Source organism: Mycobacterium seoulense (genome assembly GCF_010731595.1).
GTDB lineage: Bacteria > Actinomycetota > Actinomycetes > Mycobacteriales > Mycobacteriaceae > Mycobacterium > Mycobacterium seoulense.
In genome coordinates this window covers 5,091,007-5,113,281 of sequence record NZ_AP022582.1, presented here as the reverse complement: position 1 = coordinate 5,113,281, position 22,275 = coordinate 5,091,007, and the positions used below count along the sequence as shown (strand labels likewise).

The 22,275-nt window shown below is 69.9% G+C and carries 15 protein-coding genes; 7 read left to right on the top strand and 8 right to left on the bottom strand.

Annotated features, from left to right (window positions below):
* The first annotated feature begins 17 nt into the window (after positions 1–17).
* Genes recC through recD form a run of 3 tightly spaced genes read left to right on the top strand, consistent with a single transcriptional unit; the run spans position 18 to position 8,337 of the window.
* Entirely contained in the window at positions 18–3,308 is a 3,291-nt protein-coding gene (recC, locus tag G6N37_RS23730; protein WP_163683810.1) for an exodeoxyribonuclease V subunit gamma, read from the top strand.
* A complete protein-coding gene (locus G6N37_RS23725; protein ID WP_163683809.1) occupies positions 3,308–6,589 on the top strand; it encodes a UvrD-helicase domain-containing protein in 3,282 nt (1,093 codons plus the stop codon). The genes recC and G6N37_RS23725 overlap by 1 nt, the downstream gene beginning before the upstream one ends.
* The gene (recD, locus tag G6N37_RS23720) at positions 6,586–8,337 is read left to right on the top strand and encodes an exodeoxyribonuclease V subunit alpha (protein ID WP_163683808.1); all 1,752 of its coding nucleotides are present in this window, start codon (positions 6,586–6,588) and stop codon (positions 8,335–8,337) included. Before G6N37_RS23725 ends, recD begins: the two co-directional genes overlap by 4 nt.
* Before the next feature lie 13 nt (positions 8,338–8,350).
* On the opposite strand, the gene G6N37_RS23715 is transcribed toward recD, so the two are convergent.
* Both G6N37_RS23715 and G6N37_RS23710 read right to left on the bottom strand, forming a co-directional pair.
* Positions 8,351–8,911 (bottom strand): phospholipase D-like domain-containing protein, encoded by a 561-nt coding sequence (locus G6N37_RS23715; RefSeq protein WP_163683807.1) that lies wholly within the window; start codon positions 8,909–8,911, stop codon positions 8,351–8,353.
* Between the two features lie 13 nt (positions 8,912–8,924).
* Positions 8,925–10,043, bottom strand: a complete 1,119-nt coding sequence (locus G6N37_RS23710; protein ID WP_163683806.1) for a DUF2235 domain-containing protein — start codon at positions 10,041–10,043, stop codon at positions 8,925–8,927.
* Between the two features lie 110 nt (positions 10,044–10,153).
* Here G6N37_RS23710 and G6N37_RS23705 point away from each other — a divergent pair, with 110 nt between their 5' ends.
* Positions 10,154–10,876, top strand: a complete 723-nt coding sequence (locus G6N37_RS23705) for a TVP38/TMEM64 family protein (protein WP_163683805.1) — start codon at positions 10,154–10,156, stop codon at positions 10,874–10,876.
* Here the strand turns inward: G6N37_RS23705 and G6N37_RS23700 are convergent.
* Positions 10,873–11,820, bottom strand: a complete 948-nt coding sequence (locus G6N37_RS23700; protein WP_163683804.1) for a class I SAM-dependent methyltransferase — start codon at positions 11,818–11,820, stop codon at positions 10,873–10,875. The two genes, G6N37_RS23705 and G6N37_RS23700, sit on opposite strands and share 4 nt — an antisense overlap.
* Positions 11,821–11,977: 157 nt before the next feature.
* On the opposite strand from G6N37_RS23700, the gene G6N37_RS23695 reads away from it, so the two are divergent.
* Entirely contained in the window at positions 11,978–14,353 is a 2,376-nt protein-coding gene (locus G6N37_RS23695) for a lysylphosphatidylglycerol synthase transmembrane domain-containing protein (protein WP_163683803.1), read from the top strand.
* Positions 14,354–14,367: 14 nt separating this feature from the next.
* Here the strand turns inward: G6N37_RS23695 and G6N37_RS23690 are convergent, their stop codons facing one another.
* Entirely contained in the window at positions 14,368–16,998 is a 2,631-nt protein-coding gene (locus G6N37_RS23690) for a GH92 family glycosyl hydrolase (protein ID WP_163683802.1), read from the bottom strand.
* A 191-nt stretch (positions 16,999–17,189) separates the two neighbouring features.
* On the opposite strand from G6N37_RS23690, the gene G6N37_RS23685 reads away from it, so the two are divergent.
* Together G6N37_RS23685 and G6N37_RS23680 are read left to right on the top strand one after the other, a co-directional pair.
* Positions 17,190–17,861: an LpqN/LpqT family lipoprotein gene (locus tag G6N37_RS23685; protein WP_163683801.1), complete on the top strand. Its 672-nt coding sequence runs from the start codon at positions 17,190–17,192 to the stop codon at positions 17,859–17,861.
* A 49-nt stretch (positions 17,862–17,910) separates the two neighbouring features.
* Positions 17,911–18,396: a hypothetical protein gene (locus G6N37_RS23680; protein WP_163683800.1), complete on the top strand. Its 486-nt coding sequence runs from the start codon at positions 17,911–17,913 to the stop codon at positions 18,394–18,396.
* A 6-nt stretch (positions 18,397–18,402) separates the two neighbouring features.
* On the opposite strand, the gene G6N37_RS23675 is transcribed toward G6N37_RS23680, so the two are convergent.
* The 4 genes from G6N37_RS23675 to galT form a co-directional block, all read right to left on the bottom strand.
* On the bottom strand, positions 18,403–19,083 hold the full coding sequence (locus G6N37_RS23675) for a PAS and ANTAR domain-containing protein (RefSeq protein ID WP_163685441.1): 681 nt from the start codon (positions 19,081–19,083) through the stop codon (positions 18,403–18,405).
* A gap of 175 nt (positions 19,084–19,258) precedes the next feature.
* A complete protein-coding gene (locus G6N37_RS23670) occupies positions 19,259–20,017 on the bottom strand; it encodes a Mut7-C RNAse domain-containing protein (protein ID WP_163683799.1) in 759 nt (252 codons plus the stop codon).
* On the bottom strand, positions 20,018–21,106 hold the full coding sequence (locus tag G6N37_RS23665) for a galactokinase (protein ID WP_163683798.1): 1,089 nt from the start codon (positions 21,104–21,106) through the stop codon (positions 20,018–20,020). It lies immediately after the preceding gene.
* Positions 21,103–22,182 (bottom strand): galactose-1-phosphate uridylyltransferase, encoded by a 1,080-nt coding sequence (gene galT / locus G6N37_RS23660; RefSeq protein WP_163683797.1) that lies wholly within the window; start codon positions 22,180–22,182, stop codon positions 21,103–21,105. Before galT ends, G6N37_RS23665 begins: the two co-directional genes overlap by 4 nt.
* Between the last annotated feature and the right edge of the window lie 93 nt (positions 22,183–22,275).

Here is a 22,275-nt window from a genome sequence, read left to right as displayed (position 1 = left end):
TCTATCGTTGCACCGCAATGGCGCTTCATCTCCACCGTGCCGAACGCACCGATCTCCTTGCCGACGCTCTCGGGGCCCTGCTGGCCAACCCGCCCACCGACCCGTTCGCCGAGGAGCTGGTGCTGGTTCCCGCGCGCGGCGTGGAGCGCTGGCTCAGTCAGCGGCTGTCGCATGTGCTCGGCCGCTCCCGGGGCGGCCCAGGCGGTGACGGGGTGTGCGCGGGGGTGGCGTTTCGCAGTCCCGGCTCCCTGATCGCCGAGCTCACCGGCACCGCCGACAACGATCCCTGGTCGCCGGACGCCATGACGTGGCCGTTGCTGGAGGTGATCGACTGCTCGCTGGACGAGCCCTGGTGCCGAACGCTGGCAACGCATTTGGGCCACTTCGACACGGGTCCCGAGGCGGAATTGCGCCGCGGCAGGCGGTATTCGGTCGCGCGCCGGCTGGCCGGGTTGTTCGCCTCGTACGCACGCCAGCGTCCTCAGCTGCTGGCCGACTGGCTGACCGGCGACCCCGATGACCTCGACGCGGACCTGGCCTGGCAGCCCGAACTGTGGCGGGCGGTGGCGGCGATCATCCCGGCCGATCCCCCGCACGCCCGCCACCGGGACACGATCGCCCGGCTGCGGGCGGGCCCGGGTGACCTGCCCGCGCGGCTGTCGCTGTTCGGCCACACCCGCCTGTCGCGCACCGATGTGGAACTCCTGGAGGCGGTGGCAGCGCACCACGACCTGCACCTGTGGCTGCCCCACCCGAGCGATCAGCTGTGGCGGGGCTTGACCGGCGTTCACGGCGTGCTGCGGCGCCGCGACGACGACAGCCGGCGCGCGGCCCGCCACCCGCTGCTACAGACCCTCGGCCGCGACCTTCGCGAATTGCAGCGGGCGCTGCCGGCCGCCCGTGCCACCGATGAATTCATCGGCGGGGCAACACGATCCGATACCCTGCTGGGCTGGCTGCAGTCCGACATCGCCGCCAATACGGTCAGGCCGACGGGCCGCAAACCGTCCCCGGGGGACCGCTCGGTGCAGGTGCACAGCTGCCACGGCGCGGGGCGCCAGATCGACGTGCTGCGCGAGGTGCTGCTCGGATTGCTGGAAGACGACCCGACGCTGGAGCCCCGCGACATCGTCGTGATGTGCCCCGACATCGAGACCTACGCCCCCCTGATTGTCGCCGGCTTCGGCTTGGGCGACCTGGCCGGGGAAGGGCACCCCGCGCACCGGCTGCGGGTGCGCCTGGCCGACCGGTCCCCCGGCCAGACCAACCCGCTCCTCGGCGTGGCCGAGCAGTTGCTGAACCTCGCCGGCGGCCGGGCCACCGCCACCGAGGTGCTGAACCTCGCGCAGGCCGTGCCGGTGCGGGCCCGCTTCGCGTTCACCGACGACAACCTCGACTCGATGACCGCGTGGGTGCGGGAATCGGGGATCCGGTGGGGCTTCGACAAGGAACAGCGCGCGCCCTACGGGCTGGGCCACATCCTGCACAACACATGGCGTTTCGGGCTCGACCGCATCCTCACCGGTGTCGCGATGTCCGACGACTCGCAGGCCTGGTTGAACACCGCGCTACCGCTCGACGACGTCGGCAGCAACAAGGTCGAGCTGGCCGGGCGGCTGGCCGAATACGTCGCGCGGCTGCAATCCGTGGTGGAATCGCTGGCCGGGCCCCGGCCATTGACCGAATGGATCGACGCGCTCACCACCGGGGTCACCGCGCTCACGCAGGTGGGCGCCGACGACGCATGGCAGGCCGGGCAGCTGCGTAGTGAATTCGCAAAAGCCTTGGAGCAGGCCGGTTCCCGCGACTCGACAATGCTGCGCCTGCCCGACGTGCGCGCGCTGCTGGCCGGGCGGCTGGCCGGACGACCGACTCGCGCGAACTTCCGCACCGGCACGTTGACCGTGTGCACCATGGTCCCGATGCGCTCCGTTCCCCACCGGGTGGTGTGCCTGGTCGGCCTCGACGACGGTGTCTTCCCCCGCTTCAGCCGCCCCGACGGCGACGACGCGCTGGCCCGGGTGCCGATGACCGGCGAACGCGACATCCGTTCGGAAGACCGGCAGTTGCTGCTGGACGCGATCTGCGCGGCGACCGAGACGCTGGTGATCACCTACACCGGCAATGACGAACACACCGGCCACACGCGCCCGCCGGCCGTGCCGCTGTCCGAGCTGCTGGACGCACTGGACCAGACGGTGTCCGAGCGCGTGCGCGAGCGCGTGGTAGTTCGTCATCCGTTGCAGCCCTTCGACATTCGTAACGTCACCCCCGGCGCACTGGTACCGGGCCAGCCGTTCACCTTCGATCCCGCCACGCTGGTGGCCGCCCGGACCGCGGCCGGCGACCGGCACGCCGGCCGCCCCTTCTTCGCCGGCCCGCTTCCCGAGCCACCCCACGACGACGTCGCCCTGGCCGACTTGCTCACCTTCTTCCGGGATCCGGTGAAGGGCTTCTTCCGCGCCCTGGACTACGTGCTGCCCTGGGAAGTCGAGGACCTCGAGGACGAGATGCCGGTCCAGATCGACAATTTGGCGGAATGGACCGTCGGCGATCGCATGCTGCGCGACATGCTGCACGGCATGCACCCGGACACCGCCGCCAACGCCGAATGGCGGCGGGGCACCCTACCGCCCGGTCGCCTCGGGATGCGCAAGGCCGTCGAGATCCGCGACCAGGCCGCCGATCTGGCGCGAACGGCGTTGGGGCACCGCGCCGTTGACTCCGACGCGTACGACGTGGACGTGGACCTCGGCGGCGGCCGCCGCCTCACCGGCACCGTGACGCCGGTCTTCGGCGAGCGCACGGTTTCGGTCACCTTCTCCAAGCTGGGTGGCAAGCACCTGATGGTGTCCTGGATTCCGCTGCTCGCCTTGGGCATCGCCGTGCCCGGCCGCGACTGGGCGGCCCTGTGCATCGGGCGCGCCAGAACCGACCACCGCATCGAGCAGCGGCTGCTGGGACCGCCGCCCGACCCCGGTGAGACCTTGCGCGACCTGGTCCGCCTCTACGACGCGGGCCGCCGGGAGCCGCTGCCGCTGCCGGTCCGAACGTCGTTCGCCTGGGCCGAGGCCCGCCACGGCGGCCGGGACCCGGTGCGGGCGGCCGGCTGGCGGTGGCACTCACAGAACAACTTCCACGGCGAGAACGCGGAACCCGCGCACGAAAAGGTCTGGGGCAAACGGGCGCCGCTGAGCGTCTTGCTCGGCGCGCCGCATCTCGGCGAGGAGGTCGGCGGGGAAGATTCCCGCCTGGGCGCACTGGCCGCGCGGCTGTGGCTGCCGATGCTTCGCTCGGAGGTGCGCTGATGGAACGCTTCGATTTGCTCGGCCCCCTGCCCGGGCCCGGGCGCACGACGGTCCTGGAGGCCAGCGCCGGCACGGGAAAGACGTTCGCGCTCGCGGGCCTGGTCACCCGCTACCTCGCCGACGGCCTGGCCACCCTCGACGAGATGCTGCTGATCACCTTCAGCCGCGCCGCCAGCCGGGAACTGCGCGAGCGCGTCCGCACCCAGATCGCGCAAACCGTTGCCGCGCTCTGCGATCCGGCATCCGGCGCCCCCAACGAGCTGGTGGCCCACCTGATGCGGGGCACCGCCGCCGACCGCGGGGAGCGCTGCGGCAGACTCACCGACGCGCTGGCGGGATTCGACGCCGCCACCATCGCCACCACCCACGAGTTCTGCAGCATGGTGCTGAAATCCCTCGGCGTCGCCGGGGACACCGACGCCGGCGTGACGCTGGTCGAAAGCCTCGACGACCTCGTCACCCAGATCGTCGACGACCTCTATCTCGCGCGGTTCGCGTCAGAGCGTGACGACGCGGCGCTCACCCACCCGGCGGCGCTGGCGCTGGCCCGTGCGGTGGTCCGCGACCCGTGCGCGGAGCTGCGGCCGCAGCGGCCTGACGCGGATTCCGTTGCCGCGGTGCGGCTCCGGTTCGCCACCGATGTGCTCGCCGAGCTGGAGCTCCGCAAGCACCGGCTCGCCATCCTGGGCTACGACGACCTGCTGCGCAGGCTCGCCGCCGCGTTGCGCACGCGGGACTCCGACGCGGCCAACCGGATGCGGGCGCGTTGGCCCATCGTCATGGTCGACGAGTTCCAGGACACCGATCCCATTCAGTGGGAGGTGATCGGGCGCGCGTTCGGCGGCCACTCCACCGTGGTGCTGATCGGCGATCCCAAGCAGGCGATCTACGGGTTCCGCGGCGGCGACATCTACACCTACCTGGAGGCCGCCCGCACCGCCGGCGAGCGGCGCACGCTGGACGTCAATTGGCGCAGCGACACCGCACTGGTCGAGCGTCTGCAGACCGTGCTGCGCGGCGCGGCGCTGGGCGATCCCGGCATCGTGGTGGGCAAGGTCGAGACGCGCCTGGCGGGGCACCGGCTTTCGGGCGCGCCGCGCAACGCCCCGTTTCGGCTGCGCCTGGTCAACCGCTCCGTGTTCGGGGTCGACCAGTCGAAAACCATTCCGATGTCCGAGCTTCGCCGCTACATCACCGCCGACCTGGCCGCCGACATCGGCGCCCTGCGGGCCGGCGGCGCCACGTTCGGCGGTAACCCGGTCGAGCCCGGTCACGTGGCGGTGATCGTGGAGACCGGCGAGGACGCCCGGGCGTGCCAAAGCGCCCTGATACAAGCCGGAATTCCCGCCGTCTACACCGGCGACGCCGATGTGTTCCTCTCCCAGGCCGCCGAGGATTGGTTGTGCCTGCTCAACGCGTTCGACCAGACGCACCGCAGCGGCATGGTCCGTGCCGCCGCGGCGACGGTGTTCTTCGGCAGGACGGCCGACGCGCTGGCCGCCGGGGGCGACGAGCTCACCGACGAGGTGGCCGCCACCTTGCGGGACTGGTCCGGACAGTTGCGCGAGCGCGGACCGGCCGCGGTGTTCGAGGCGGCGCAGTTGGCCGGGATGGGCCGGCGCGTGCTCGCGGAGCAGGGCGGCGAGCGCACGATGACCGACCTGGCCCACATCGCGCAACTGCTGCACGAGGTTTCGCACCGGGATCGGCTGACCCTGCCGGCGCTGCGCGATTGGCTGCGCCGGCAATGCGACGAGCGCGACGGTCCGCCCGAACGCAATCGGCGCATCGACAGCGACTCGGCCGCGGTACAGGTCATGACGGTGTGGGGAGCCAAGGGTTTGCAGTTCCCGATCGTCTACCTGCCGTTCGCGTTCAACCGGCACGTCTTCATCGAGGACATCCCGATGTTTCACGACGACGCCGGTGTGCGCTGCCTGCACATCGGCGGGCCCGAGAGCCCGGACCTCGCCGAGACCGAGAGATTCAGCCGGGCCGAGTCGGCACGCAACGACATTCGGCTCACCTACGTCGCGCTGACCCGGGCGCAGTCGCAGGTGGTGGCGTGGTGGGCGCCGTCCTGGGACGAACCCAACGGCGGCTTGTCGCGGCTGATGCGGGGCCGGCGCATCGGCGAGGCCGAAGTGCCCGACCGCTGCGAGCCGAAGACGATCTCCGACGAGGAGGCGCGGGCCCGCTTCGACGCCTGGGAGGCGGCCGGCGGCCCGGTTGTCGAGGAGGCCGTCGTCGCCGGCGTCCCCGCCCTTGCCGGGCCGGCACCGCCAACCAACCTGGCCGTGCGGCACTTTCACCGTGTCATCGACACCGCCTGGCGGCGCACGTCGTACTCGGCACTGATCCGCGACGCCGACGAGCGCGGCCTCGGTAGCGAGCCGGAGGCCGGCGCCCGCGACGACGAGGTCGAGGTGACCCCGGCGGGGATCCCGCCGGCCGCCGGTGCGGACGTGCCCTCCCCGATGGCCGATCTGCCGGCGGGCGCGACGTTCGGGTCGTTGGTGCACGCGGTGCTGGAGAACGCCGACCCGTTGGCCCCCGACCTGACGGCCGAATTGGAGGCGCAGGTACGAGTGCATTCGGCCTGGTGGCCGGTGGACGCCGATCCCGCCGGGTTGGCTTCGGCCCTGGTCCCCATGCATGACACCGCGCTGGGTCCCCTGGCGCCCGGCATGACCTTGCGCCAGATCGCGCTCCCGGATCGACTGCGCGAGTTGGCCTTCGAGATCCCGCTGGCGGGCGGCGACTTTCGTGGCGAAGTGACCGACATCCGGCTGTGCGACGTCGGTGAGTTGCTGAGCCGATACCTTCCGCCCGATGATCCCCTGGCCGGTTACGCCGGCCGGCTGAGGTCCGACGGGTTGGGCCGCCAGCCGCTGCGGGGCTACCTGTCCGGCTCGATCGACGCCGTGCTGCGGGTGCCCGGGCCGCGCTACCTCGTGGTCGATTACAAGACCAACATGCTCGGTGACACCGCGGCCGATTACAGCTTCCCCACACTGACCGAGGCGATGCTGCACTCCGACTATCCGCTGCAGGCGCTGCTGTATCTGGTTGTGCTACACCGCTTCCTGCGCTGGCGCCAGTCCGGCTACGACCCCGAGCGGCACCTGGGCGGAGTGCTGTACCTGTTCGTGCGCGGCATGTGCGGCGCCGCCACACCAGCGCCCGGCGGCCAGCCCTGCGGAGTGTTCAGCTGGGGGCCGCCCGCCGAGTTGGCGGTCGCCCTGTCCGATCTGCTCGACGGAGGGCCGCGCGCCGCATGAGCACCGTCGAGGAAGCCTCCCCGGATCGATTCGACCACCGATTGGCACTGGCCGCCGGTGGCCTGCTCGGCGAATTCAACATCGCGGGTGTGCTGGATGCCGCGGACGTGCATGCGGCGCAACGCATCACGGCGCTGGCGGGCGATTCCGACGAAGCGGTGGCGCTGGCGCTCGCGCTGCTGGTTCGTGCGCTGCGCGGCGGCGCGGTGTGCGTCGACCTGGCCACCGTCGCCGCCGACTGCGACGCGCCGGAGTTGCCGTGGCCGGAGCCGGTGTCGTGGCTGACGTCGGTGCGTGCGAGCCGGCTGATCGCCGACCCGCCGGTCCTGCGGCTGTACGCGGATCGCCTGCTGTACCTCGACCGGTATTGGCGCGAAGAGACCCAGGTCTGCACCGACCTGCTGGCGCTGTCGGTGTCCGGGGCGCCCGTCGAGGCGCCCATCCTCGATCGGCTCTTTCCGGCCGGTTATGACGAACAGCGGGCAGCGGCGCAAATCGTGCTGTCGCAAGCGGTTACGGTGCTCACCGGCGGTCCGGGCACGGGTAAGACGACGACCGTCGCCCGCCTGCTCGCGCTGCTGACCGACCAGGCGGACCGGTCGGGCGGGGCGGGTCTGCGGATCGCGATGGCCGCGCCGACCGGCAAGGCGGCCGCGCGGCTGACCGAAGCGGTGGCAGCCGAGGTCGCCAGGCTCGACCCCCCCGACCGTGAACGCCTGGCCGGGTTGGAGGCCGTGACACTGCACCGGCTGCTGGGTAGCCGCCCCGACACCTCGGTGCGGTTCCGGCACCACCGGGCCAACCGGTTGCCGCACGACGTGATCGTGGTCGACGAGACGTCGATGGTGTCGTTGACGATGATGGCGAGGCTGCTCGAGGCGGTGCGCACGGACGCGCGGCTGATCCTGGTCGGCGATCCCGATCAACTGGCGTCGGTGGAGGCCGGAGCGGTGCTGGCCGATCTGGTCGACGGCCTGTCCGCCCGCGGCGACCGGCGGGTCGCCGCCCTGCTGTCATCGCACCGTTTCGGCGAGTCGATCGGTGCGCTCGCCGACGCGATCCGCATCGGTGACGCCGACCGGGTGATCGCGGTGCTGCGGTCCGGCGGCGCTCACATCGACTGGGTGGACGCCGAGGAGCCGACCGATCGCCTGCGGGCAATCCTTGTCCCCCACGCGCTTCGCGTGCGGGAGGCCGCCGTGTTGGGTGCCGACGCGGTCGCGCTGCGGGAACTCGACGGGCACCGACTGCTGTGCGCGCACCGCCATGGCCCGTTCGGGGTCGAGCGGTGGAACCGGCAGGTCCATCGATGGCTCACCGAGGAGAGCGGCCTGCCGGCGTGGTCCCAGTGGTACGCGGGCCGGCCGCTGCTGGTCACCGCCAACGACTACGGGCTGCGGGTGTACAACGGCGACACCGGTGTGGTCGTCGCCCATCAGGAGGGATTGCGGGCCGTGATCGCCGGCGCCGCCGGCCGGCTGGAGTTCGCGACCAGCCGGCTTTCCGACGTCGAGACGATGTATGCGATGACCATCCACAAAAGCCAAGGCAGCCAGGCCGACGAGGTCACCGTGCTGCTGCCCCCGCAAGACTCTCACCTGCTGACCCGTGAGCTGTTCTACACGGCGGTGACGCGCGCCAAAACCAAGGTGCGCGTGGTCGGTTCCGAGGCTTCGGTGCGGGCGGCCATCGAGCGTCGCGCGGTCCGAGCAAGCGGACTGGCCCAGCAGTTACAGTCGTTCAGGTGAGGGTGATCCGGCCCTAGTGTGTGCTTCCGGACTGCGCCTTCGCGGCCATCTGCTTGAGCATGACGTCGTGGATGATGTCGATCCGCGAACGAGCCTCCGCGCACACATAGGGGTCCCGGATCACGGTGAGTTGGTTGTCCTGCTTGGATTCTCCGCCGGTGGACCAGTTGGTCGAACCGGTGATGACGTCGACGCCGTCGATGATCACCATCTTCAGGTGCATGATCGCCGACTTCTCGCTGTGACCGATGGCGATACTGTTGCCGATCTTGCCGTTGAGCCACGGGGCCAGCAGGGCGTGCTCGGACTTCCCCGCAGCCTGAGTCGAGTCGAGACTCATTTGTACATACATTTTTTCGTCGTGCAGCGCCGACTGCAGCACCGAGTTCAGTTCGGTGTCATCGTAGCCGTACATCGCCACCACGATGCTCTTGTTGGCCGAGGTCAACAAGGCCTTGAGCGCCTCATGCACCCGGTCGACCGGACTGTAGAACGTTCGCGTGTCGTCGGGGTAGCCGGGCGGAAAGGGCGCGGCTTTGAATTGGTCCAACTCGGTCAGCGAACTCAGTGCCATGGCGTTTACTCCTTTACAACGCGGGAGACGTCCAGTCGGTGGGTTCGGCGCTGAGCCGTTGCGCTTCGTCGCTCAGATTCGGTAAGTACCCGGTGTTATCGCGACGGCGCACCAGCACGCTCGGATGCACCAGCGCATCGGGACCCATCGGCCGGCGCCGGCGACCGACGAGGTACCACAATTTGCCGTTGTCGTGGATCGGCGCGTCCGCGAAGTCCTCGGTCACCGCGCACTGCTGCCGGTAGGCCGCCGCGTCGATCGCCAAGTCTCCGACGATTCCGTCGGTGACCCACTTCAGCGCGATCGTGGCGAGCCGGTGGTCGGGCATGAACGTACCGCCCACATCGGCATGGACCCCGGCAAACCAGCGTTCCTCCAGCCCCTGCGGGTGGCGCTCGACGAGGTATTCCCAGTAGGGACGGCGACGTTCGTCGATCGAGACGGCGTGGCGGATGCGCGCCACATTGGGCAGCGAGCGAGTGAAGGGCCACCGCAGGCCGCCTACCCCGAGGAAGCCGGCCGCCTTCACCGTGTCCCACAGGCCCAGATACGCCACCGGCACCGCGTGGCGCCACACCTGATTCGGGCTGTTCTGTCGGACGGTCGAAAAAAGCGGCTCGCCGTCGGTGCGCCAGCAGAACGCGCGGGCGAACTCGGCCCACCGGTCAAACTCGTCCTGGGTGAAATCCCGGTTGATGGCGTACTTTTCGACCGCGTAAGGCAGCAGGTTCTCCGAGCCGGGCCGCATCAATCCCGGCCGCAGCAACATGCCGGCCAAGGCGCGCGCGGTGTAGGCGCCGCGGCTGAAACCAAAGATGTAGAGCGCGTCGCCGGGGCGCCAATGCTGCATCACATAGCGGTAGGCCTGCGCCACATTGTCTTTCAGGCCCACGCCGAAAGCCTGCTCGAACAGCAGCGTCAACGTGCGGACCCAGCGGAAATGCGCCGACGACGGCGCCAGCGTACCGACACCGGGGTCGTAGTAGGCGAGCTGGCTGGTCGGATCGTCCTTTTCCAACATCTCGAAGAGCTTGGCGACATTGGTGAGGTTGCCGGCACCGATCTGGTTGGCGGTGCCGTCTAGGCAGACAACGATCCGCTTGCCCGGCGGTGGCTCAGGGTGTGCGGACATCGACGACGGCCTCTCACAGGTATTCAACGCCCTGATGTGTGGCACTCTACGACGACCGCGCACGGGCCGTGACGTGTTTCGTCGGCCGGTGGGGAAGAATCGCGGTCAGCATGGATATCAGCGACGACCCCGAGCCGACATCGCAACCCGCCTCCCGGCGCGGCCACATCCTGCGGCTCGCGGTGTTCGCCGCGTTCTTGCTCGCGGTGTTCTACCTGGTGGCCGTCGCGCGTGTCATCGACGTCGAGGATGTGCGGCGCACGGTCTCGGCGACCGGTTCCGCGGCGCCGATCACCTACGTCGTCTTGTCGGCGGCGCTGGGCGCGGTGTTCGTGCCGGGCTCGATACTGGCCGCGGGCAGCGGGTTGTTGTTCGGCCCGCTGCTGGGTTTGGTCGTGACGCTCGGCGCGACGGTGGGCACCGCGATGGTGGCCGGCCTCGTCGGCCGTCGGGCCGGCCGGAACAGCGCCCGGGCGCTGCTGGGACCGGCGCGCGCGGACCGCATCGACGCGTTGATCGAACGCCGCGGACTGTGGGCGGTGGTCGGCCAGCGCTTCGTCCCCGGCATATCGGACGCGCTGGCCTCCTACGGGTTCGGCGCATTCGGAGTTCCGTTGTGGCAGATGGCCGTCGGCTCGTTCATCGGATCGGTGCCGCGGGCGTTCGCGTACACCGCGCTGGGCGCCTCGATCGCGAATCGGTCGGCGTGGTTGGCCTATTCGGCCATCGCGGTGTGGTGCCTGACCGCCATCGTCGGCGCGGTCGCCGCGCGGCGCGGGTACCGCAGGTGGCGCGCCGGCCGCAGCGAGGTTTCGGAACCGGAGGGCGGCTAACTCTCAGTCCGCTGCGCGGCCACGAACAGATTTCCCGGCACGGCGTCGGCGACCTCTTCGGGCGCCGCCCGGCCGTAGCCGGCCATCAGCTCGTCGGACGGGGTGACCGTCACGCTCCAGCCGTGGCGGCGGAACCAGTCGCCGACGTCCTCGCGCTCCTCGAAGTACCACAGCTCGTCGGTCCTCGGCACCTCCCGGTCCGGGGCCACCCGCGCCATCAGCGCGCGGACCCGGTCCATCCGCGCACGGCGCTTCGCGCGGAACTCGGGGTCGCAGAACTTCGGTCCCAGCGCCTCCACCGCGACCCTGCTGCCCGGCGCGGCGAGCTGGTGCACGCGATCGAAGAGCAACTCCTGGGCAGTGGCCGGCAGATACGGCATCAGCCCTTCGGCCGACCACGCGCTGGGCGCCGACGGGTCAAAACCGTTCTGCCGCAACGCCATCGGCCAATCGTGGCGCAAATCAACGGGGACGGCGATCCGGTGACACGCGGGCTGCGCCCCGTGCTCGGCCAGCGTCGACAATTTGAAGTCCAGCACCCGGGGCTGGTCCAACTCGTAGACCGTCGTGCCGTCGGGCCACGGCAACCGCCACGCCCGCGCGTCCAGACCCGCCGCCAGGATCACCGCCTGCCGGATCCCCGCCCGCGTCGCGGCGAGAAAGAACTCGTCGAAAAACGCTGTCCGCGAGGCCATGTAGCCGACCATCGCCCGCATCTGCAGCGGCAACTCCGGCTCGGCCTCGACGAGTTCGTCCGGCAGCTGCGGCGCGGAGTGCCAGTTCCACACCCCGTCGCCGGCGGCGTCGAGGAAGACCTGGGCGAACGGATCCCGGATCAACGGGTTCTCGCTGCGCGTCTCCGCGGCCCGAGCCGACGCCACACCCAGCGCCGTCGCCCCCACGCTCTCGGTGATCTCCCAGCTGTCGTTGTCGGTTCTCGCCACGCTCGCCCTCCGATTCGCTAGCTTGCCTACCTACCCGACCCTACGCGCGCGAGCTGGGTGGGAGCTGTTACGCAGCCGGGTATGCGCGTTAAGTTGTCGGCGAGCCGGCGAGCAGATTGGGCAGCGGCGCCGAACGGATCCGAAGGATCGTTACCACATGCGAGTCGACGGGCGCGAGATCAGCGTTTCCGGCAGCTTGCTGCAGCCGCTGACCCGGCGCACCAACGACATCCTGCGGCTGGCCGCCAGCGCGGCGTTCCTGGCGGTGGTGATCACCAGTTCGCTGATCACCAGGCCGCAGTGGGAGGCACTGGAGAAGTCGATCTCGCAGATCGTCGGGGTGCTCTCCCCCCGGCAGTCCGACCTGGTGTACCTCGCATACGGCGTGGCCATCCTCGCCCTGCCGTTCATGATCTTGATCGGCCTGGTCGTCGGCCGGCAGTGGAAACTGCTGGGGGCGTACGCGGCCGCCGCGCTGCTGGCGGCGCTGCCGCTGTCGGTGGGCGGCAACGGGTTCTCGGCGCCCCGCTGGCACTTCGACCTCTCCGAACGCCTGCAGACCGTGCTGGGCCAGTTCCTCGACGACCCGCGCTGGATCGGCATGTTGGCGGCGGTGCTGACCGTCTCCGGTCCCTGGCTGCCCGCGCGGTGGCGGCACTGGTGGTGGGCGCTGCTGCTGGCCTTCGTGCCGATCCATCTGGTGGTCAGCGCCATCGTGCCGGCCCGGGCCCTGTTGGGCCTGGCGGTCGGCTGGCTCGTCGGCTCGCTGGTGGTCCTGGTGGTCGGCACCCCCGCGCTCGAGGTGCCGCTGGAGGCGGCCGTGCGCGCGATGGCCAGGCGCGGCTTCGTCGTCTCGCGGCTCACCGTGGTCCGGCCGGCGGGCCGCGGCCCGCTCGTCCTTTCGGCCGGGTGCGAGCAGCCCGACGGCGCGGCGGTGGTCGAGCTGTACGGCCCGCACCAACGCAGCGGCGGCACGCTGCGCCAACTCTGGATCAAGCTGCGGCTGCGCGATACCGAGACCGGACCCCTGGTGACGTCCATGCGCCGCGCCGTCGAGCATCGCGCGCTGATGACGATCGCCGTCGGGGAGGCGCGTCTGGCCAACACCTCGACGCTCGCGGTCGCCACCCTCGATCGCGGCTGGATTCTCTACTCGCACAAGCCTCCCCGTGGCCTGCCGCTGCCCCGCTGCGCGGAGTCGACGCCGGTGGACCGGGTGTGGCGATCGCTGCGGACGCTCAACGACCAGCAGATCGCGCACGGCGACCTGCGCGGCAACGAAATCACCGTCGACGACGGCGCCGTGCTCTTCGGCGGCTTCCACAGCGCCGAATACGGCGCCACCGAAGCCCAACTCCAGTCCGACATCGCCCAGCTGCTGGTGACCACCTCGGCGCTGTACGACCCCAAATCGGCGGTGGCCGCCGCCATCGACGCCTTCGACAGGGACACCATCCTGAGCGCATCGCGCCGGCTGACGAAAGTTGCCGTGCCACGGCCCATTCGGAAGTCGATCCCGGACGCGGGCACGGTCATCTCGGCCGCCCGCGCGGAGGTGAAGCGGCAGACCGGGGCCGATCAGATCAAGACCCAGACGATCACCCGGTTCACCCGTGGCCAGCTCGTCCAGCTGGTGCTGTTCGGTGCGCTGGTCTATGTCGCGTATCCGTTCATCAGCACCGCGCCCACGTTCTTCTTCCAGTTGCGGACGGCGAACTGGTGGTTCGCGCTCGTCGGCCTGACGGTGTCGGCGCTGACGTACCTGGGGGCCGCCGCGGCGTTGTGGGCCTGCACCGACGGGACGGTGGACTATTGGCGGCTGTCATTCGTCCAGGTGGCCAACACCTTTGCGGCGACCACCACGCCCGCCGGCGTCGGCGGGCTGGCGCTGTCCACCCGGTATCTGCAGAAAAGTGGCCTGTCGGCAATGCGTGCCACCGCGGCGGTCGCGCTGCAGCAGGCCGTGCAGGTGATCGTGCACCTGGTGCTGCTGATCTTTTTCAGCGTGGTCGCGGGCGCCTCGATGCACCTGTCGCACTTCGTGCCGAGCGCCACGATGCTGTACCTGATCGGGGGCGTGGCGCTGGGCATCGTCGGCACCTTGTTGTTCGTGCCCAAGTCGCGGCGGTGGCTGGCCACCGAGGTGCGCCCGAAGCTCAACGAGGTGACCAACGACCTGGTCAAGCTGGCGCGCGAGCCCCGGCGACTGGCGCTGATCCTATTGGGTTGCGCCGGAACGACCCTCGGAGCCGCCCTGGCCCTGTGGGCCAGCGTCGAAGCCTTCGGTGGCGGCACGACGTTCGTCACCGTCACCGTCGTCACCATGGTCGGCGGAACGCTGGCCTCGGCCGCCCCGACGCCCGGGGGCGTCGGGGCCGTCGAAGCGGCGCTGATCGGTGGGCTGGCCGCCTTCGGCGTGCCCGCGGCCGTCGGCGTGCCCGCGGTGCTGCTGTATCGGGTGCTCACCTGCTGGCTGCCCGTGTTCGTCGGCTGGCCGGTGATGCGGTGGCTGACCAAGAACGAGATGATCTGAGGTTCGCCTCGGATTCACCCGGATGCGGGTTGGACCACCACGAGAATCGTTGAGGTGCGGGAGCTTTGGCCGACGGTAGAGGTCAGCTCGGCCAAGTAGTACTCCGGGACCACCGATCGCGCCACCGTGATGGGGACGTCGATGTTCGCCGACCCGTCCGGGGAGAACTCGCCTTTTTTGTTGGCCACGCTGATACCGCCGTCGGAGGCGGTGCCGGTGACGGTGTAGCCGCCGGCATCGCCGATCATGCGTTGGGCGTCGAGCCGGACCGTGCCCGTGCTACCCGAAGCGATCGTGACGATCGGGCTGGGGACGTTGACCGTTACGGCCGAACTGCCCGCACCGAACGACGGCGGCGCCGACGATTCGCTTGTGCCCCAATCCCGGTCCGGGTAGGCGGCGAGCGAGAACGACAGCTCCCCGCCGGTGCGGACGAACGACTCCGGCAACCACGTGTGGTCGGTGGCCCGGCCGTCGACGCGCAGGCCGCTGATGTATTTGAGGTGGTGCGGTCCGGACGCGCCCGGTGCGGAAATGCGGATGGCATTGCCGCCGGGAAGCGTGATCACGGCACGGTCGAAGAGCGGTGCACCCACGGTGAGGATCGACGTTCCCGGCGTGCTCGGATAGAGGCCCAGGGCCGCCCAGACGTACCAGCTGGCCATCGCGCCCAGATCGTCGTTGCCCGGCTCCCCGTCGGCCGTCGGGCCGAACAAGCCGCGCACCCGGTCGACCGTGCGCTGCGTCTTCCACGGCTGACCGATGTAGTTGTACAGCCACGGCACCCCGAATCCGGGTTCGTTGCCGGCCCACAGGTAGGGCTCGTTGGGACCGACGTTGAGCTTGTTGGTGAAGCCGTCGAGCCGCGCGGCCACCGCCTGCCGGCCGCCGAGCGCGGTCACCAGGCCGGCCACGTTGTGCGGCACCCACCAGACGTATTGCGTGGCGTTGCCCTCGTCGAATCCGACCTGGCCGAAATCGGAGGGGGACACCACGAACGCGGGGCCGCCGCGGAAAAAGCTGGTCCAGCTTCGGGGCGAGATGTACCGGGTGCTCGGGTTGAACAGGTTCTGCCAGTACTGCGACCGGCGCTGGAATTCCGTGGCGGTCGCCGTGTCACCGAGCGAATCGGCGAACCGCGAAATGGCGAAGTCGTCGACCGACCACTCGAGCGTGATCGACGCGGCGGCGATCCAGCCGTCGGTGCGGAACTCGAAGGAGAACGGCGCGTAGCCGAATTGCTGGTACGTGTCGATCCCGGGTCGCTCGACGTAACCGCCCAGCCCGACACCGCCTTTCGTCGCCGCGTTCACCATGTAGCGCAGCGCCGTTCGGGCGTCGAAGTCCCCGGCCCTGAAGGCGTGGAAGTTCACGATGAGCGGCACCACGTTGTCCCCGCTCATCTCCGCGGTCGCGGCGTTGGCCAGCGCCCAGCGTGGCAGCGCTCCACTCTGCTCGGCATCGTTCACCAGCGATTGGGCCATGTCGCTGGCCCGGTCCGGAAAGAGGAGCGCCTGCAAAGCCGCCAGGCACCGGTAGGTGTCCCAGTCGGAGAAGTTGGCGTACTGGGTGTGCCCCGCGGCCACGGTGTGCACGGCACCGTCGAACCCCGTGTAACGCCCGTCCGCGTCGTTGAAGGTGTTGGGGTGCAGGAGCGACCGATACAGGGAGGTGTAGAAGGTTTCCAGGTCGTTGGCGTTGCGGCCGGCGACCGAGATGCGCGACAGCGCGGCGTTCCACATCCTGGACGCGGTGCGGCTCACGTCGTCGAAGCTCGCCGAGCCCTCGGCGGCCAGGTTCGCCCGCGCCCCGTCGATACCGACGTAGGAGATCGCGGTCCGCACCTCGAGCACCGCTCCCGCCGGAAATTCCACGTACCCGCCGCTGTACGGCGAATTTGCGCTGCGGGCACCGGGATACACCGCATTGCCGTCCCACGCTCCGTAGGAAATGAAGGGCTGGCTGAACTTCATCGCGAAATAGACCGTGTACGTGTTGTTCTTGCCGCAGAATCCGCCGCTGGTGGCCCAGCCGGTGATCGTGGTGTGGTCCTCGCCGATCTGGATGGCCGCGCGGGAGTTGCCCGCCAGCGACGCCCCGGAGCGCACGTGCAGCAGGGCGGGGCTGCCGTTGCGCGGGTAGCTGAATCGGCCGACGCCGGTGCGCGTGGTGGCGGTGAGTTCGGCCTTGACCCCGGTGCCCGGGAACCGCACCGCGTAGTAGCCCGGCACGCCCCGCTCGGTGCCGTCATGGGCGATCCGTTCCCAGGATTTCCACGGCTGCGAGCCAATTCCGTTGGTGGTCGGCAACATTGAGATGTCGCCGAACGCGGCGCAACCCACCGAGGCGTGGGTCATGCTGAACCCGGTGGAGCGCGGGTTGTCGTAGTTGTAGCCGGCGTAGTTACCGACGGTGTCCGGCGAGTACTGCACCATGCCGAACGGCACGGCAGCGCCGGGGAAGTTGTTGATCTCCCCCACCGTCTGGCCGCCCGTCCCGGTGCCGATCAGCGTCGCGACGTGATCGACCGGGTTGGCCACGAATCCGGGCTCACCGTCGTAAGCGATGGGCGGCGCCGCGGCGACGAACGCCATGAAGACGACCGACGCCGCAAGGAGCGCGACGAGGGCCCTGCGTAACCGCATACCTGTCTCTTACTGGACAACGGTGTACCGGGTGGCTGTTTTTGGTGAACGAATTGGATAACGATTTGCGGACCCGACGCGATCCGGCCTAAAAGTCAAAAAATATCGGCAACGTTGCGCGCCAATTCGGCTACTGTCATTTCGGCGTGGCCGGCGCTGGTACCGGCCCCAATTTTCGGGAGATTGGATTCATGAAACATTTGACCGCAGCAACCATTTCCGTGGCGCTGACTTTGGCGCTCGTCGGTTGCGGCCAGGACCACAAATCCGGCAATCAATCGTCGACCTCCACCTCCACGTCCACGTCCACGTCCACGACGTCGTCGGCGACCAGCGCGGCACCGGCCGCGAAAGCGAAATACACCATCGCCGACTACGTCAAGGACAACCACATCACCGAGACACCCGTTCATCACGGCGATCCCGGCCCCAACGTCGACCTACCGGTCCCCGCAGGCTGGCAGCTCAACCAGAACGCCGGCACGTCGTACGGCGGCATCGTGTCGACCCAGCCCAGCAACCCCGCCGACGCGCCCACGATTTCGGCGCTGTTCTCCAAGCTCAGCGGCGACGTCGACCCGGCGAAGATCATCCAGTACGCCCCCGGCGAGGTGCAGAACCTGCCCGGATACGAGGGCGGTGACGGCAAAGCGTCCACGCTCGGCGGCTTCCAGGCGTGGCAGCTCGGTGGCACGTACCTGAAGGACGGCACCACCCGCGTCATCGCGCAGAAAACGGTGGTGATCCCCAGCCAGGGCGCGGTCTACGTGCTCCAGCTCAACGCCGAGGGCCCGCAGGCCGACCAGGGCCCGCTGATGGACGCCACCAACATCATCGACGACCAGACCACCATCACGCCCTGAGAGGAACTGACGGCTAGGCCGCACGCCCGATTGGCTCTACGGTAAGCGCATGGCAGAGCAGGAATATGCGATCGACGCCGGGCACCCACCGTCGGCCCTGCTGCGCGTCATCAACCCGATAATGGGTTTCCTGCTTCGCACCCCGCTCGCCGGACCCGCCCGCAAGCAGCTGATGGTGTTGAGCTTCACCGGGCGAAAAACGGGCCGGCCGTTCACGCTTCCGGTCAGCGCGCACGTGATCGACGGCCGGCTCTACGCGCTGACCGGGGCGCCCTGGAAGCAGAACTTCCGCGACGGCGCACCCGCGCGGGTGGTTTACGACGGCAAGACCACCGCGATGCGCGGGGAACTCATCGCAGATCACGCCGTCGTGTCCGACCTCTTCCTGCGCTGCGCGCAGGCCTACGGCGTCCAGCGCGCGCAACGCATGATCGGACTGAAATTCCGCGATCAACGCGTACCGACGCGCGAGGAGTTCGCCGAGGCGGTCGAGCGGATGCACCTGGGAGCGGTGCTCCTGACGCCGGCCGGGTAGCGACCGCTACCCGTCGGGGCCGGATGCCCGCAGGTGGGCGGTGAGCAGGCGCTGGTCGAACCGCGCCCGCGACACGATGGCCTCCTTGCCCAGTTCGGCGAAGTCTTTCGCGATTTGTTCGGCGAGCAGCCCCAGCTTCATGTTGTGCACCTGGGACAGCGACTTGAGCAGGTTGAACGCCGCCGTCTCGTCCACGCCGTAGACCAACATCAACATCCCTTTGGTTCGGTCGATGGACCCCCGGCGCTCGGCGATCTCGGCCACCTGCGCGCTGATCTCCTCCTCGCGCTCGCGGCTGGATCCCGACGTGACGTCGACATAGAAGCCGTGGGTGCCGATGACGTCGCCGCTGCTGTCGCAGAACTGGTCGCCCACCACGACCACTTCATGGGTGTTGCCGCGGGTGTCGACGATGCGGTGCCTGGTGCTGAACGGCCGGCGACGCTTGATCATGTCGTCGATGCCCTCGGCCACCCTGGCGCGGTCGGCGGGGTGCTTGTGGGACAGGACCAGCTCGGTCGTCGGCGTCACCGTTCCCGGTTCGTAGCCGTGCATGCGGTGCACCTGGTCGGACCATTCCCAGCGTTGGTCTTCGAAGTAGAAGCGGAACCAACCGGCCCCCTGCGGGGTACCGCCGGCGAGGGCCTGCTCGACCGCTGCCGTTTGGCCGTCTAGTTCCCACGCCACCACGCACGCTCCGGGTATGACGGCGACGCCGACGGCGAGCAGTACACCGAGGCGGAACGGGCTGAGAAGCCCGGCCCGCAAACTACACAGGTCGTTCCGCGCACATTCGTCACGTTACAAGATCGGCCGCGGGTCACGGCCAGGATCGACGAGAGCCTGGCGGCCCCCGGAGCATTCATCCGAGCTGGTCACGAAGCCTTCCGACGAGCCGGACCAATTTCGCGTAATGCGACCCGGGCCAGTAAACCCGCCCGCATTCCGCGCACCGGCTGAACTCGTCGTAGTACTGGCGCGTCAGCGGCTCCAACTGTTCGATCACCTCCTCCTTGGCGACCCGGGTCAACGTGCCGTTGCAGCGCACACAGCGGGTGAGCGGCGCCAGCCGCTCTCCCAGGTCCAGCCGCCGCAGCACGTCGAGCGCCTGCTCCTCGGGATCGCCGGACCGAACGAACAGGCCGCGGGTGACGGCGCGGCGCTTCAACAGGCCGCGATCGCGGGTCAACAGGATCCGGCGACCCTCGGCGCTGATATCGGCCAGCGTCTTGTCGTCGGCGTCGTTCGACCACCACACGTCGAACCCGAGCAGGCGCAGCAGCCACGCCAGCCGGCCCAGGTTGACGTCGACGACGAACCGCGGATCGCGCAACGGCATCGGCCGCAGCCGGGCGGTCGCCGCGACGTCGAGCGCCTCGAACACCGGATAGGCCGCGATGCGGTCGCCGAAGTCCGGTCGGTAGGCGAAGTCCCGCGGGGACCCGTTGACCAGGATGAGGTCCACCTCGGTGTGCGGGATGCCCATCGCCTCCAGGACGTCCTTGACGGTCTGGTGGGGCCGGAACGGGCGGCGCACCGACGCCCCGCGCGTCTCGGCAGACAGGAAGTCGTTGAGCTCGGCGTACACCCGAACTTCGACATGACCGGTCGGCTCGTTCACTCACCCGGGCCCCGCGCCGGCGGCGGCGCGGGTGCGGGTGATGACCGGCGGCTCGAAACCGGCGGCGGCCACGGCGCTTCGCACCGCCTCGCCGACCGCGTCGGTGCGATCGGCCGGCACCAGCGCGATCACGCAGCCCCCGAACCCCCCACCGGTCATGCGGGCACCCAGCGCGCCCGCGCGTACCGCGGTGTCGGCGATCAGGTCGATGTGCCCCGTCGTGATCCCGAAATCGTCGCGCATGGACGCGTGCGAGGCGGTGAAGATCCGCCCGGCCCCGGCGAAGTCCGAATGCTCCAGCGCCACAACACAATCGATCACTCTCTGGTTCTCGCTCAGCACATGGCGGGCCCTGCGGGCGTCGACCGGGTCGCTCACCGCGGCGACGGCGGACGGCCCGCGGTCCTGAACCTCGCGCAGCGAGGACGCACCGAGATCCGCGGCCGCCCGCTCGCACGACGCGCGGCGCGCGGCATACTCGCCGCCGGCGTGAGTGTGGCGGGCGCGGGAGTCGATCACCAGCAGCGCGACACCGGCGGCGTCCGGGTCGAACGCCACCGGCGCGACCGTGAGATCGCGAAAGTCGATCAGCAACGCAATCGCCGGCCGGCCGAATAGTGCGGCCAATTGGTCGAGCAAACCCGTTGGGGCGCCGACATAGTCGTTCTCGGCGCGCTGGGCGAGCCGCGCCTGTTCCCGGGGGTCGACGCGCACCCCGGCGGCCGCCGCGATCGCGCCCAGGACCGCGCACTCCAGCGCGGCCGACGAGGACAGGCCCGACCCCATCGGGACGTCGCTGGCGACGTGCATCGCGCCGCCGGGCACCGGGTGGCCGGCCTGGCGCAGCGCCCACATCACCCCGGCGACGTAGGCGGCCCAGCCGGCCACCCCGCCGGGGGCGGTGTCCAGCGGGATGCGCACCGGCCCGTCCGCGTGGTCGCTGACCACGGTGATCGCCTCGCCGCGGTCGGGTGTGAACGTCACCACCGTGCGCTGCGGCAGCGCGATGGGCAGCGCGAAGCCCAGGTTGTAGTCGGTGTGCTCGCCGATCAGGTTGATCCGCCCCGGCGCGGCGAACCGGACCGTCATCCCAGATCCCTGAGGCGCCGCGCCACGCTCTCGGGCGTGACATCGCTGATGAATGCGTCCATCGCCGACTCGGAGGCCGCCAGGTACTTGAGCTTGGTGGCGCTGCGCCGGATCGACATCAGCTCGACGTGGAAGTAGCCGTCGGCCTGGGCGTCGGTGTCGGCGTACTGGTGCAACGCCGAAATGTAGGGCAGCGGTGAGGGATACATCCGGTCAAACCGCCCCAACACGTCGAGGTAGGCCCGCGCGAACCCGTCCAGTTCGTCCCCGTCGAGTTCGGTGATGTTGCGCACGAACCTGTTCGGGTAGATGTGCACCTCGACCGGCCAGCGCGCGGCGAACGGCACGAATGCGGTGAACAGGTCGTCGCGCGCGACGATCCGGCTGCCGTCGGCGACTTCGCCGGCCAGTAGGTCGCCAAAGAGGTTGGTGCCGTGGCGCGTCCGGTGCCGCCGCGCCCGGTCCAGCATGGCGGCCGTGCGCGGCGTCAGGTACGGGTAGCCGTAGATCTGACCGTGCGGGTGGGTCAGCGTCACCCCGATCTCCTCGCCGCGGTTCTCGAAACAGAAGACCTGCTCGATCCCCGGCGTGGCCATCAGGTCGCCGGTGCGGTGCCGCCACGCCTCGATGACCAGCCGGGCGTGCGCCGGTTCCAGCCCGGCGAACGAGCCGGTGTGGTCGCTGGAGAAGCAGATCACCTCGCAGCGGCCCTGCCCCGGGGCGGACACGAAACCGTCACCGGCGGGCGCTAGCGGCGGCCCGGAGCCGGCCAGGCTGGGGAATCGGTTCTCGAAGACGACGACGTCGTAGTCGGGGGCGGGCACCTCGCTGGTCAGCCCCGTCGGACCCGGGCACAGCGGGCACTGGTCGGCGGGCGGCTTGTAGGTGCGGTCTTGGCGCAGCGCCGCGACGATCACCCACTGCCCCGTGGTCTGGTCGAACCGGAGCTCGGTCGGTTGCGCGCCGGGCGCCGGCAGCGGCCTGCGATCCTCGACCGGCGCCGGGCGATGGCCGGGCAGCGCGAAGAACAGCAGGTCACGGCCGTCGGCCAGCTTCGCCCGCGTCGGCGCTGTCACGATGTCGAAGACTAGCCTGACCGTCGCGACGCGGTTCGGGTAACCATGATGGGTCCGGCGGGCGACGAGGGGGCGCGGCGATAACCGTTTTCT